This window comes from Hymenobacter sp. BT491 (assembly GCF_014349165.1).
Lineage (GTDB): Bacteria > Bacteroidota > Bacteroidia > Cytophagales > Hymenobacteraceae > Hymenobacter > Hymenobacter jejuensis.
Genome location: NZ_JACSJJ010000002.1, coordinates 909,955 through 922,688, shown reverse-complemented (window position 1 = coordinate 922,688; position 12,734 = coordinate 909,955). Strand labels below are relative to the sequence as shown.

Annotated in this window: 13 protein-coding genes; 5 read left to right on the top strand and 8 right to left on the bottom strand. The window is 60.5% G+C overall.

Features of this window, described 5'->3' with window-relative positions:
* Positions 1 to 7 precede the first annotated feature (7 nt).
* From H9I52_RS09670 to H9I52_RS09660, 3 genes are all read right to left on the bottom strand, one after another.
* The gene (locus H9I52_RS09670; RefSeq protein ID WP_187453691.1) at positions 8 to 979 is read right to left on the bottom strand and encodes a helix-turn-helix domain-containing protein; all 972 of its coding nucleotides are present in this window, start codon (positions 977 to 979) and stop codon (positions 8 to 10) included.
* 98 nt (positions 980 to 1,077) lie between these two features.
* Positions 1,078 to 1,851, bottom strand: coding sequence for an SDR family oxidoreductase (locus tag H9I52_RS09665; RefSeq protein ID WP_187453690.1), 774 nt, complete (start codon positions 1,849 to 1,851; stop codon positions 1,078 to 1,080).
* Positions 1,852 to 1,912: 61 nt separating this feature from the next.
* The gene (locus tag H9I52_RS09660) at positions 1,913 to 2,395 is read right to left on the bottom strand and encodes a cupin domain-containing protein (protein ID WP_187453689.1); all 483 of its coding nucleotides are present in this window, start codon (positions 2,393 to 2,395) and stop codon (positions 1,913 to 1,915) included.
* A 373-nt stretch (positions 2,396 to 2,768) separates the two neighbouring features.
* On the opposite strand from H9I52_RS09660, the gene H9I52_RS09655 reads away from it, so the two are divergent.
* Entirely contained in the window at positions 2,769 to 3,671 is a 903-nt protein-coding gene (locus tag H9I52_RS09655) for a helix-turn-helix domain-containing protein (protein WP_187453688.1), read from the top strand.
* 176 nt (positions 3,672 to 3,847) lie between these two features.
* Here the strand turns inward: H9I52_RS09655 and H9I52_RS09650 are convergent, their stop codons facing one another.
* The 4 genes from H9I52_RS09650 to H9I52_RS09635 all read right to left on the bottom strand — a co-directional run bounded on the left by H9I52_RS09650 (position 3,848) and on the right by H9I52_RS09635 (position 6,864).
* Positions 3,848 to 4,843: an aldo/keto reductase gene (locus H9I52_RS09650; RefSeq protein WP_187453990.1), complete on the bottom strand. Its 996-nt coding sequence runs from the start codon at positions 4,841 to 4,843 to the stop codon at positions 3,848 to 3,850.
* A gap of 342 nt (positions 4,844 to 5,185) precedes the next feature.
* Positions 5,186 to 5,932, bottom strand: a complete 747-nt coding sequence (locus H9I52_RS09645; RefSeq protein ID WP_187453687.1) for an SDR family oxidoreductase — start codon at positions 5,930 to 5,932, stop codon at positions 5,186 to 5,188.
* Between the two features lie 103 nt (positions 5,933 to 6,035).
* A complete protein-coding gene (locus H9I52_RS09640; protein WP_187453686.1) occupies positions 6,036 to 6,593 on the bottom strand; it encodes a hypothetical protein in 558 nt (185 codons plus the stop codon).
* A gap of 55 nt (positions 6,594 to 6,648) precedes the next feature.
* Positions 6,649 to 6,864: a hypothetical protein gene (locus tag H9I52_RS09635; RefSeq protein WP_187453685.1), complete on the bottom strand. Its 216-nt coding sequence runs from the start codon at positions 6,862 to 6,864 to the stop codon at positions 6,649 to 6,651.
* A gap of 388 nt (positions 6,865 to 7,252) precedes the next feature.
* Here H9I52_RS09635 and H9I52_RS09630 point away from each other — a divergent pair, with 388 nt between their 5' ends.
* Together H9I52_RS09630 and H9I52_RS09625 are read left to right on the top strand one after the other, a co-directional pair.
* Positions 7,253 to 8,020 carry a glycosyltransferase gene (locus H9I52_RS09630; RefSeq protein WP_187453684.1) on the top strand — a complete coding sequence of 256 codons (768 nt, stop codon included), beginning with the start codon at positions 7,253 to 7,255 and terminating at the stop codon, positions 8,018 to 8,020.
* A 15-nt stretch (positions 8,021 to 8,035) separates the two neighbouring features.
* Positions 8,036 to 8,674, top strand: coding sequence for a lipid-A-disaccharide synthase N-terminal domain-containing protein (locus H9I52_RS09625; protein ID WP_139517216.1), 639 nt, complete (start codon positions 8,036 to 8,038; stop codon positions 8,672 to 8,674).
* Between the two features lie 88 nt (positions 8,675 to 8,762).
* Here the strand turns inward: H9I52_RS09625 and H9I52_RS09620 are convergent, their stop codons facing one another.
* On the bottom strand, positions 8,763 to 9,746 hold the full coding sequence (locus tag H9I52_RS09620; protein WP_187453683.1) for a GDP-mannose 4,6-dehydratase: 984 nt from the start codon (positions 9,744 to 9,746) through the stop codon (positions 8,763 to 8,765).
* Between the two features lie 134 nt (positions 9,747 to 9,880).
* Between H9I52_RS09620 and H9I52_RS09615 the strand changes: the two genes are divergently transcribed.
* A complete protein-coding gene (locus H9I52_RS09615) occupies positions 9,881 to 10,870 on the top strand; it encodes a glycerophosphodiester phosphodiesterase (protein ID WP_187453682.1) in 990 nt (329 codons plus the stop codon).
* A gap of 39 nt (positions 10,871 to 10,909) precedes the next feature.
* Positions 10,910 to 12,652: an ArnT family glycosyltransferase gene (locus H9I52_RS09610; RefSeq protein ID WP_187453681.1), complete on the top strand. Its 1,743-nt coding sequence runs from the start codon at positions 10,910 to 10,912 to the stop codon at positions 12,650 to 12,652.
* The last annotated feature ends 82 nt before the right edge of the window (positions 12,653 to 12,734 follow it).

Sequence of the window (12,734 nt, the reverse complement as noted above, 5' to 3'; positions counted from 1 at the left end):
ATTGCCTTTAAAGGGCGGTCGGAGCCTGGGCGCGGCGGTAGGTAAGCGGCGTGGTGCCGGTGTGCTTCTTGAAGAAGTTGTTGAAGTAAGTGGGGTAGCCAAAGCCGAGGCTGTAGGCAATTTCGCCCACGCTCCAGTCGGTGTGGGCCAGCAGCAGCTGGGCTTCCGTCACCAGCCGCTCGTTGATGTGCGTGGTGGTGGATTTGCCCGTCACCTCCTTGACCATGGCGTTGAGGTGATTCACGTGCACGGCCATGCGCTCGGCGTAGTCGCTGGCCGATTTGAGCACCGGCTCGCGCAGCTGGGCTGTGACAGGAAACTGCACCTCCAATAGGTTCAGAAACAGTGACGTAATGCGCTCGGCCGCATTGGCCGGCGCGTGCTGGGCCGTGGCCGGCTCCAGCAGGGCCGCCTCGTGGATGATAATGGAGAGCTGGTTGCGCAGCAGGTCTTCCTTGTGGGCATAGGCCGACTCCAGGTCGCGCCGCATGCGGGTGAAGGCGTCGGTGAAGTAGCGCGCCTGCTCGTCGGTGAGGGTGTACACCGGGTTGCCTTCCACTCTGTAAAGCACCGTATCCTTCAAACTCACGCCGCGCATGGCCGAGTGCAGAAACGACTCGGAAAAGCAGCTCAGGTAGCCTTGTTGCTCGTGGAAGCCCTCGGGTATTTCCCAGGCGTAGGGAATCAGCCGGTTGGTGAACACCAGCGCGGGCCCGGTGATGCGGAAGCTGCGGGTGGCGTAATGCAGCTCGTTTTCCCCTTCCAGCACCAGCACTACCTTGAATTTGTCGCGGCGGTTGAAGTTGCCCAGGCCGCACCGGGCCTCGTGCATGGTGAGCACCTCCACGTCTTCGCCGAGGTGGTAAGGAGACGGCGAGGAAACGGGGCGGGCTTCGGTTATCGGATTGCTCAGCGCTTTGAGCAGCGGCGGCTGTAGCCCTTTAACTGACGCAGAAAGTGGAGGTTTTGTTGCAGTCATACAAGTAGTTACGGGTAGCTACTCCACCGGTCCGGCAGTGCCAGGCCGGTGGAGTAGCGGGAGTGGTAAGGGAAGATAAATTGGAGTGGTCAGGGTGTTTACCGTATGGTTTGGCCGCCATCCACCAACAGCGCGTGCCCGACCGTGAAGGAAGCCGCATCTGAGCACAGCCACAGCACGGCATTCGCAATTTCTTCGGGCTGGCCCATCCGACCAATCGGCTCTTCCTGGATTACTTTCTCGCGGCCTTCTTCGGTGCCGCCCGTGAACCGGTCCATCATGGGCGTGTCGATGTAGCCGGGGCACACCACGTTGATGCGCAGGTTCTGGGCCGCGTAGTCGAGGGCCGCCGAGCGGGTCATGCCAATGACGCCGTGCTTGGAGCCGGTGTACGCCAGGCTGTTGGGCACCCCAATCACCCCGGCCCCCGACGATACGTTGACGATAGCCCCGCCGCCCTGGGCAAGAATAAGCGGAATTTCGTGCTTGAGGCAGAGATACAGCCCGCGCATATTGGTGTTCATGATTCGGTCCCACTCGTCCTCTTCCAGCTCGGCGGCCGTCGCTTTTTTCTGCTCTACCCCCGCGTTGTTGAAGGCGTAATCCAGACGACCAAACGCCTCAATGGTTGCCGCCAACGCGGCCTGCACGTCCGCCGCCCTGGTTACGTCGCAGCGCACGGCAATGGCCTGGCCGCCTTGCTGCGTCACCTGGCGCACCGTTTCCCGGAGGTCGTCCTCCGTTACGCCGGCCGCGGCAACGCTTGCTCCCTCGCGGGCAAAGGCCAGCGCCGTGGCCCGGCCGATGCCGGTGCCCGCACCGGTGATAAAAATTGTTTTACCGGCGAAGTGGCCTGTTTGATTGGATGCCATCGTGCTGAAAGATGAAGTGGTTTTTAGGGAAAGCGAGGCGGTGGTCAGGCCTCGGGCAAGCTTACTTGAAGCTGTTGTATTCCTGGTCGGTCACGGCCCGGCCCCAGTCCACGATGCCTTGCTCGGTGTTGACGTTGAGGGCAATGTGCGTCATGCCCTGCCGGGGCGAGGCGCCGTGCCAGTGCTCCACGCCGGGCTGGGCCTGCACCACTTCCCCCTTGCGCAGCAAGCGGATGGGCTGGCCCTTTTCCTGGTAGTAGCCTACGCCCTCGGTGACCAGCAGAATCTGGCCGGCCGCGTGCTTATGCCAGTGCGAGCGTGCCCCCGGCGTAAACGTGACGTTGCTGCTCGCGCAGTTGAAGGTTGCATCGTTTTTTACCAACGTGTGCACGTACACTGCGCCCGTGAAGTTGGCCTCCGGCGCCCGCACGCCCTTCGGGAAGGGGCCGCTCAACTGCCCGGCAGGCGCTTTTGGCGTGGTTTGGGCGAAGCTTGTCAAGGCGGTACTGAGGGCCAGAGTGGTGGTCAGGATGATTCGTATCATGGCATGGGACTTTCTGGAAATGGGAAAGTTGAATTCTGCGGTGGCGGGCGATGAAAGGTGCTTGACCACCCCTGCCCACGAACAACGTGTTGATGCACCAGCGCCACAACATCATCGCCAAGGCCGGGAAGCCTAAGCCGCTTCCCGGGGCATCCTTTGCTGGCGGCGGGCACTGGGTCCAAGCTGGTCGTGTTGTCGGTTTACATGACTTTCACAGGACTTTGTAGTGAATACTACAAAGGTATTTGGCCCTAAAAGGGCTATTCTACCCGGGTTACGGTTTTACCTACCAGTTTTACCGCTTTGCCCGCCCGGGCTGGTTTTCGCCGGCCGAAGCGGCTAATTTTGAAGGAGTAACAGCCCGCTGAACGCCATGAAAACCGTCACCAACCTCGACTCCATCCGGCAGTACAATGCCCTAGTCGGCCGGGAAACTCTGCACCCGCTCGTGGGCGTGCATGACTTCACCACCACCCCGGGCGGGGAGCTGCCGACGTCGCTCAACTACGGGTTCTACACGGTATACCTGAAAACGGAGCGGGTGTGCAACCTGCGCTACGGCCGCAGCAACTACGATTACGACGCCGGCACCCTGGTCTTCATCGCGCCCGGCCAGGTCGTGACCGTGGAAAGCGAGAGCGACACCGTGCAGCCCATCGGCCACGCTCTACTGTTCCACCCCGATTTGCTCTGGGGCACTTCGCTCGCGCAGCACATGAAGGACTATGGCTTTTTTTCGTACGAGGTGCACGAAGCCTTGCACCTGTCCGACCAGGAAAGGCTCATCGTGCTGGAATGCTTCCGCAAGATTGACTATGAGCTGCGCCATGGCGTTGATAAGCACAGCCGTAAGCTTATCGTCTCCAATATCGAGTTGTTCTTAAACTACTGCGTGCGCTTCTACGACCGGCAGTTCATCAGCCGCGAGCCCACCAACGCCGGCATCGTCGAAAAGTTTGAGCAGGAGTTGAACCGGTATCTGGCCTCCGAACAGCCGCAAGTCGAGGGTATTCCGTCCGTCGCGCACTTTGCCAGCCTGCTGCACCTTTCCGCCAACTATTTCGGTGAACTCATCAAGAAAGAAACCGGCAAAACGCCCCTGGAATACATTCAGGGAAAGATGCTGGAGGTGGCGAAGGAAAAAATCTTCACGCCGGGCAAGTCGGTCAGCGAAGTCGCCTTTGAACTCGGTTTTAAGTATCCGCAACACTTCACCCGGTTCTTCAAGCAGCAGGTGGGGCGCACGCCGCACCAATACCGGAACTCCTTGAATTGAGGATAGCAGGAAGCCGGAGGAGGGAAGCAGAAAGTGTAACCAAGTTGATAAGATGCAACTGAGGCTTGTCATCCCCGCTGCCGCTGCTGGCCCCGGGGATGACAAGCCTCTGCTGTAATGCGGTGCCTGAGAAGGAATGTGGAAGTACTGGTTGAAAGCCTGAATGCCACTACCGCTTAGCGGTTAATCATCTTCTGTTGGGCTTCGGCGTAGCGGGCGCCCTGCACGGGGATGCGGGCGGCAGCCTGCCCGATTTCTTGCAGGTCGTCGGCCGAGAGCTCCAACTCGACGGCGCCGAGGTTCTCTTCCAAGCGGTGCCGCTTGGTGGTGCCGGGGATGGGCACAATCCAGGGCTTTTGGGCCAGCAGCCACGCCAGGGCAATCTGCGCCGGGGTCACCTGCTTGTCCTGGGCCACGCGGCCCAGCAGCTCCACCAGGGCCTGGTTGGCCTGGCGGGCTTCGGGCGAGAAGCGTGGCACGGTGTTGCGAAAATCCGACTTGTCGAACTCGGTGTGCTCGTCAATCTTACCTGTTAGAAAACCCTTGCCCAGCGGGCTGAAGGGCACGAACCCAATGCCCAGCTCTTCGAGCAGGGGCAGGATTTCCTGCTCCGGCTCGCGCCAGAACAGCGAGTACTCGCTCTGCAGGGCCGCTACCGGCTGCACGGCGTGGGCCCGCCGGATGGCCTCCACCCCGGCCTCGCTCAGGCCGAAGTGCTTGACCTTGCCTTCGGCGATGAGGTCTTTTACCGCCCCCGCTACATCCTCCATGGGCACCGCCGGGTCCACGCGGTGCTGGTAGAGCAGGTCGATGCGGTCGGTGCGCAGGCGCTTGAGCGAGTTTTCCACCACCTGCCGGATGTGCGCGGGCTGGCTGTTGAGCCCGCCCAGGTTCTGGCCGGTGGCCTGGTCGATGTCGAAGCCGAACTTGGTGGCAATGACTACCTGGTCGCGCACGGGCTGCAGGGCCTGGCCCACCAGTTCCTCGTTGGCCCAGGGGCCGTACACCTCCGCCGTGTCGAAGAAGGTGACGCCCTGCTCGACGGCGGCGCGAAGTAGCTGAATCATTTCCTGCGGGTCGGGAGCCGGGCCGTAGCCAAAGCTCATGCCCATGCAGCCCAGGCCCAGGGCCGATACCTGTAAGCCGTTAGTGCCTACTGTGCGTTGTTGCATATCCTTGATTAGCAAAGAGTTAGAAAGAATTAAACGCGCTGCTGTCGGCAGCATGCCTTTTGGGGCTGGTGGCCAGAGGTCAAACCGAGCCCCGCTCATCCACTGTACGATGACGGGGACGCGGTGGTCGAAGAAGGCACTGGCCCTGATTTCCTGCGTGGCAATGGCCGCCAGTTCCTCCGCGCTCAGCCCGAAGTCGAACAGGCCGCACCAACTTGAGGAGGGCGACCGCGCCCCGCAGGAGTAGCCAGCGCTGTACGATTTGCACCCCGCTGCGTTGGTGAGTAGCCGCCCAGGCATTGTTCGTTCAGAGAAACATAGCCTCCCAGGGATTATTTTATTTTAAAGCTCCTGGGATGTTGGTCGAAAGATGACCTCGTTAATGTCTACATCTTCCGGCTGGCTAATGGCAAAAGCAACCACCCGTGCAAAACTGTCCGGGCTGATTCCGACTGCGCCCACATACTCCTGGTTCGCTTGCTGGATGTCGGCCTCCGTGATGTGCTCCAGCAGCTCCGTTTTTACAGCGCCGGGGCAAACGATGGTTGTCCGGATATTATACGGTTTCACCTCCATCCGTAAGCCTTCTGTCAAGGCACGGACCGCATATTTGGTCGCCGAATAAACGGCCGAGCCCGTAAACACCTTGTGGCCCGCCACCGAAGAAGTATTGATGATTTGACCGGACTTCTGGTCTTTCATGTAGGGCAGAACGGCGGCAATGCCATTCAGCACCCCTTTGATGTTGACGTCAATCATTTTATCCCACTCCTCCACATTCAGGCGGTCCATGGGCGACAAGGGCATGATGCCGGCATTGTTTAGGATGACGTCTACCCGCCCAAATTGCGCAACGGTCGCCTCTACCAGGTTCTTTACCTGGTCTCTCTGCGTGACATCCACCGCGCGGGCAAGGGCCTGCCCGCCATTCGACTGAATCTCCTTGGCCAGTTGCGCAATTCTGTCTGCTCTCCTTGCACCTAGTACGACCGTTGCGCCAAGGGCCGCTAAATGCTTCGCTGCCGCTTCGCCCATCCCACTGCTGGCTCCCGTAATGATTACTACTTTGCCTTTGATGTTATTTTCCATGGTTTGTTCTTGTTTTAGGTTAGAATGTTGCTGGATCAATCATGTATGGTACAGCGCTTTCAGTTTCCGTGAATGGCGGGCGTTGCTTACGCCCGCTTAAGAATTAACGCTTGCCCCGCTGCCGGCTCCGCCAGCTTGAATCGAGTCCACGCGTCACGCTTGGCCGCCGGAAGTAATACCGGAAGCAGCGGGTAGGGGCCGGCTGCTGCAGGCGGGTGGCTTCGTGTAAAACGAGTTGCAGGTAGCTGCGGAGCAGCTCCTGTTTAAAAACATACGTGGTCTGTTGCTCCAGCAGCATGCGCTCGAACAGAAGGGTGAGGTAGGCTGCCTGCTCTTCGGGCAACGAGTACGAACACGTGCCTTTGTAGTCAAGCAACGCCCGTGGCAACGCTTTGGGGTCCGCTGCATCCTCGCACTCGTTGACGAAGGCTTCCGTGAACAGGCAGCAGTACCCGGTCTGGCGAGTGGCTGCCGTTTCCGGGGTGCCTACTTTCTGCGGAGCCCCGAAGCACAAGCGGGTGCCGGCCTGTACCGCCTCCTGGTCGGCCCGGTGTAGGTGGCGCGGGCCGGTGAGCAGGTAAATCGTGTACAGGTCGCGTCGGCCACTGGGCTGAACCGGCCCGGTGGCGGTGTCAATGGTGAAAACCTTGAAGCCTCTCATACAGGTAGGCTGCTGGGTGAAGTGTTCCTGGAGGATGGGCAACTGCCGGAACAGTTCAGTAGCCTTGGCTCGCTGTCACGACCAGCAGCTGCCCGGCCGGATGCCGGTGCCAGTTGTTGCGGGCGGCCGGCTTGAAGGTCACGTCCCCGACGGTGCAGTCAGTCGGATTCTCGCCGGCCAGCATGGTGACCCAGGCCGTGCCGGTAAAATACTCAGCCGGGCCACGCTTTGTGCCGGCTGGCGTGCTGGGGTTGTTGGTGGGCTTGCTCATAGTAGTTTGCACATACTCCGCTGCGGTATGCGGGAGTTGGCTATACAAAGGTCTGACAAGCAAGTCCCTGTATAAATAAGCTTTTCAAAGGAGTTCTTATGAATATCAAACAGGTAGGCAAACTCAAGAAACTGGCCCTGATTGCCGTCTGCAATAACCACCTCAGCGAGGGCCGTGTAGACCGGGGAGAAGTGCGCCGGATTGTGCTTACCGGATGATTACCGGACTGGCCAATTGCGGCGGTGCACAGTAGGGAATCCCGCCGGCAGAACTAGGCGAACAAACCGTACTAGAATGGTAGTCGGCTCTGCCTGAAGGCCCTGGGGTGCAACAACACGGCGATTGCCGTGCTTTCTGCCTACCTTGCGCCCCGTTTTTAGCTGTTTCTATGCCTGCTACCCCCGATTACCTGGCCCTGCAATCGCTGACCGTGCTGGTTCCCGTTTACAACGAGGAAGAAAGCCTGCGGCAGTTTGTGGTGGAGATGAACAAATTCCTCGAACAGACGCCGGTGGCCACCACCGTTCTGTTCGTCAACGACGGCTCTACGGACGGTTCGTTGACCATTCTGCGCGAGATCTGCCGCCACGACACGCGCTACGAGTTTATCTCGCTGAGCCAGAACCGGGGCCTTTCGACGGCCATCAAGGCCGGCGTCGACCACTGCCGCACCACGCTCCTCGGCTACATCGACTCCGACATTCAGACTTCGCCGCTGGATTTTCTGAAGTTCTTCGAATTCTTCCCCGAGTTCGACATGGTCAACGGCATTCGGGCCAAGCGGCAGGACACGCTGGTCAAGAAGCTCTCCTCGAAAGTGGCCAACACCGTGCGGCGCACGCTCATCAACGACGGCATTCAGGACACGGGCTGCCCGCTCAAGATCCTCAAAATCGAGTATGCCCGTCGGCTGCCCTTGTTTCACGGCATGCACCGTTTCCTGGGGGCGCTGGTACAGTTGCAGGGCGGCCGCGTCAAGCAGATTCCGGTGCAGCATTTCCCGCGCTTTGCCGGCACGGCCAAGTACAACCTCTGGAACCGCGCCTGGAAACCCTTGGTCGACACGTTCGGCTTCCGCTGGATCCGTTCGCGCTGGAAAAACTACGAGATCGGGGAGCAGCAGCGCGGCGCGGGTGCGCCCGGTAGCCGTGCGTAGTCGGGGGTGGTGAGCATGTCGACGCAAACCCTAGCCCTGGCCATCGGGCTGATTTCGCAGCTGCTGTTTTCGAGCCGCATTGTGCTGCAGTGGGTGCAGAGCGAGCGTGCCCGGCGCGTGTTGGTGCCGACGTTGTTTTGGCAAATCAGCCTCGTGTCGTCGTTTATGATGATCGTGTACGGCATTCTGCGCCACGATCCGGTTATCCTGGGCGCCCAGATCATCAGCTACGCCATTTACATCCGCAACCTGCAGCTGCTGGGCGAATGGCGCAAGCTCCACGGCCTGTTCCGGGCGGGCGCGTACGCGTTTCCGTTGGCCATGCTGGCGTGGTTTGCCGTGGGCAATCAGCATTTTAGCCTGCGCAGCATGCTCGACGCCCGCATTCCGCGGGGCGTGCTGGTGCTGGGCGCGGTGGGCCAAACCATCTTTCTGCTGCGCTTCGTCTACCAGTGGCTGTATTCCGAGCGCAAGGGCGAATCGGTGCTGCCGCTGGGGTTCTGGGTGGTGAGCTTTGTGGGCTCCGTGCTGATTTTGCTGTATGCCTTCCTGCGTGTGGATGCCGTGCTGATTCTGGGCAACGTGTTCGGTACCGTGGTGTACGCCCGCAACATCGTGCTGCTGCGCCGCGAGCAACAAGCCAAGGCCGCATAAGAACGCAGCAACAAGGAAAATCAAAAAGGCCTCTTCACAAGTAATTGATAATCAATTACTTGTGAAGAGGCCTTTTCTTGTTAAAACCTTATAGAAGTTGTGCCTGGTGCGTTTCGGCCAGCCACTGCACAAACTGCCGCAGGCCGTCGGCGAGCGAGGTGCGGGGCTGGTAGCCGAGCAGGCGTTGGGCCTTGCTAATGTCGGCGTAGGTAATGTCGACGTCGCCGGCCTGCATGGGCAGAAACTCCAGCCGCGGCGTGATGCCTACGGCTTTGCCCACTTCCTCAATGAGTTCGAGCAAGGGCACCGGGCGGTTGTTGCCCAGGTTGAGGGTTTCGTACACATTCTCGTGGTCGAGCAAGTACTGCACGCCGCGGGCAATGCCGTCGACGGTATCCAGCACGAAAGTGTAGTCGCGGGCGGTGGTGCCGTCGCCAAATACCGGAATCGGCTGGCCGGCGCGCAGCAAGCGCACGAACTTATGAATGGCCAGGTCGGGGCGCTGGCGCGGGCCGTACACGGTGAAAAACCGGGCATTCAGCACGTCCAGCTGGTACAAGTGGTGGTAAGTGTAGGTCAGCTGCTCGCCGGCCAGCTTGGAGGCTGCATACGGCGAAATACAGGCCGAGAGCAGGTTCATGTCTTCGCGGAAGGGCCGCTCCGGCGTGTTGCCGTACACCGACGACGACGAAGCAAAGAACAGCTTCTTGATGTCGCGCTGGCGCATCCATTCCAACAGCTGCGTGGTGCCGAGGACGTTGTTTTCCAGGTAGGCAATGGGCTGGCGCACCGACGGGCTGACGCCGGCTTTGGCGGCCAGGTGCACCACCACGTCGATGGGGTCGGCGGGCAGGGCATCGGCCAGGGCTTCGGCCCCGTGGCGCAGCTCGACTTCGTGAAACGAGAAGTGCGGGTGGGAGAGCAGCGGCGCCAGGTTGGCGAGCTTGAGGGTGCGGTCGTAGAACGGGTCAAAATTGTCGAGTCCCACGACGCGGTGTCCATCGGAGAGCAGGCGCTGGCACAAGTGCGACCCGATGAAACCTGCGCAGCCGGTCACCAGAATAGAGGGCATAAGCAGCGGTAGAATGAAAGGAAAGAACCCGCCGAGAGGGGGCGGCAAAGGTAGTGCGATTTAACAATCTGGCGTCGGAATCGTTTAGCTAGGGTGGCCGTATAGCTTTTACCTTTTTTATATACCTATCGCGGATGCATTTGTTACCTACGTTATTGGTTGCGGGGCTGTTGTGTGTCGCCGCCGTCCCGACGATTCACCAAGTTTTTCGACCGCCTTCCGCGGCCTCGCAGGCCCGGCGCCTGCTGGTGCTGGGGCATGCCGGCTCGGGGTTTTTTACGCCAATCAATCCCTTTAATGCCTTGCCTCCGAGTAGTTTAGGGGGCATTCAACGCGCCTTGGCGCGGGGCGCCGACGGGGTGGAAGTGGACATTCAACTCAGCCAGGACAGCATCCCGGTGCTCTACCACGACCAGACGCTTGCCTCCATGACCGACGGTACGGGCTGCGTGAGTCAGCAGTCGGCCGCGGCCCTGACCCGGCTCCACTACCGTGGGGGCTGGCCCTACGATTGGTTGCAGCACGAGCAGCCCATTGCCCTCGAAACGTTGCTCGCCACGTTGGCCAAGCGCCGTAGCTACCCGCATTTGCACCTGGACCTGCACGAACTGGACGAGTGTGCCCCGGACGGTGCAGGGTATGCCCGCTCACCGGCCCTGGTCCGGGCATTAGTACGGGCGTTGCAACAATACAACGTGCCCCGCGAGAAAGTCCTGATCCTGACCAACCGTGTAGAAACCTTGCGTTTGTTTCGCGCGCAGTTGCCGGCGGCGGCGCTGGCCCTCGAAATCACCGAAGATTTTGACCAGGGCCTGCCCGTGGCGGTGGCCGAACACCTGCAAGGGGTGGTCATTCGCAAGGATGTGGCCACGCCGGAGCGCGTAACCAAGGCGCAGCAAGCGGGGCTGCAGGTGGTTATCTTCGGGGGGCGCTCGGGCAAAACTCTGGATCGGCTGTTGGCCTGTCACCCCGACGCCATCGAAGTCGATAACCTGGAAGGACTGCTCACCAAGCTGGGCCGGCCGACTTCCGAGGAGGAGCGACTGCCGGCAACGGCCGACGCCGACGCTGATGACGAGAGTGAAGCAGAAGTCGAAGCGGAAGCTAAGCAGCAGATAGACTGATACTTACGCAAATTCTACTGAACCCCATACAGACCGGCATTGGACACTACAACTATTTTTCGCCGCTATGTACCGCGGCAACGCGTGTTCTGGGTGTTGCTCGTCTGCCTGTTCAGCTTCTTTGTGCATTTGGGCGCGCCCGAAGTAAGCCTGATGGAATCCCGCAACTTTGTGGCCGCCCGCGAAATGGCCGCCGGAGGCTCTTGGCTTATTCCGACCATGAACGGGGAGTTGCGCCTGGCCAAGCCGCCGCTCCCAACCTGGGCCGTGGCAGCACTGCTGAAAGTCGTCGGCCCGACCCAGAATCTGGCCGTCCTGCGCCTGCCGGCCGCCCTGATGGCCACGCTGCTGATTTTCTTTTTCTGGGGCCTGGCCCGCGAACTGACCCGGGAGCAGCCGGCCGAAGCCGCGGCTCCCGGTCGCACAGCTTGGCTGGCCGCGCTGGTGCTGGCTAGCAGTCTGTTGCTGGTGACCACGGGCCGGGAAGGGCAGTGGGACATCTTTTCCAATTGCTTTATGGTTGGGGCCCTCTGGCTGCTCGTGCGCGGGCTGAACTCGGCGGGGGCCAGCTACGGCTGCTTTGTGGGAGCAGGTGTGTTGTTGGGGTGTTCTTTTCTGAGTAAAGGCCCGGTTGCTCTCTACGGGTTGCTGCTGCCTTTTGCCGCCTGTTACTGCATACAGCGGCTGAATCCTGCGGGCCGTGCGCGCCTGCGCGCCCATCGTGGCGGGCTGCTGGTGGCCTTGCTGATAGCTGTATTAGTAGGAGGGGCGTGGCCCTTGTATATCTTTGAGCACGTCCAGCCCGCGGCGCTAGCCGTAGCCCAGACCGAAGTAACCGCTTGGCGAGAGCGGCACGTTCAGGCTTGGTGGTACTACCTAAACTTTCCGGTATTTGCCGGCGTTTGGGCCGTAGTTGCTCTGGCGGCCTTGGCTGTGCCGTATGCTCGCCGACGCAGCGAAGCCTATATTCCGTATGTTTTTGCCTTGGGGTGGCTGTTGGTTACGTTGGTGCTACTCAGCGCCGTGCCGGAGAAAAAGGAGCGTTACATGCTTCCCCTGATGCCGCCGCTTGCCTTGTTGATGGGCGGAATGCTCCGCCACTGGGAAACCAGCCGGACGCTGCCCCGCTTGCGTCCGGCCGATGGCGTCTGGCTGCGGGTCTGGGCGGGGCTGCTGTTGTTGGTGTGCCTGCTGGTACCCGTTGCAATGGTGGTCATTAAGTTGCCCGGCTTTGAGCCGGCCACGCTGCGGTTTGGGGCGGCTTTGGGGGTGTTTGGCAGCTTGGCGGTGCTGGTGTGGCGGCAAGGCTGGCAGCGTCGCCAACCCGTGCACCTGACGGGGGCTTCCGCGGCTGGCATGGCGGCGGTTTTGGCGTTGCTGATGCCGGCATACCCGGTCTGGGAAGCTCGGAAAGGCGATGGCTCCCTACGTCACATTTCCGACGTGCGGGAGCGGGCCGACCTGCAGCGCCTGCCTTGGGTGGGGCAGCAGGAAGTGCACATTAAGCAGGTCTGGAATGCTGGCCGGGCCATCCCCACTTGGCACCCCGACACCACGGCCGCAGAGCTGCCGCCGCTTCCAGTAGTGGTTTTCTCTTCTGACCCGCATGTGCTCGAGAAACTGCCCCGCAAATGGCGCGCCCGCCTGCGCAGCGAACGCATCGATAGCTTCTTCCTCGGCCGCACAGCGAAAGACGGCTGGTGGATGGTAAGCTTACTTCAGCGAAAGGTTAATGTAAATGAATGTCAATCAATTAGTTACATTAGTAATTGCACCCGATAGTTTATTAACATAATATTTACACGGATTGTTGAATTGTATTTTTATCCCAACGGCCTCTTCGTGTCCTTGCGCACAACGGGAG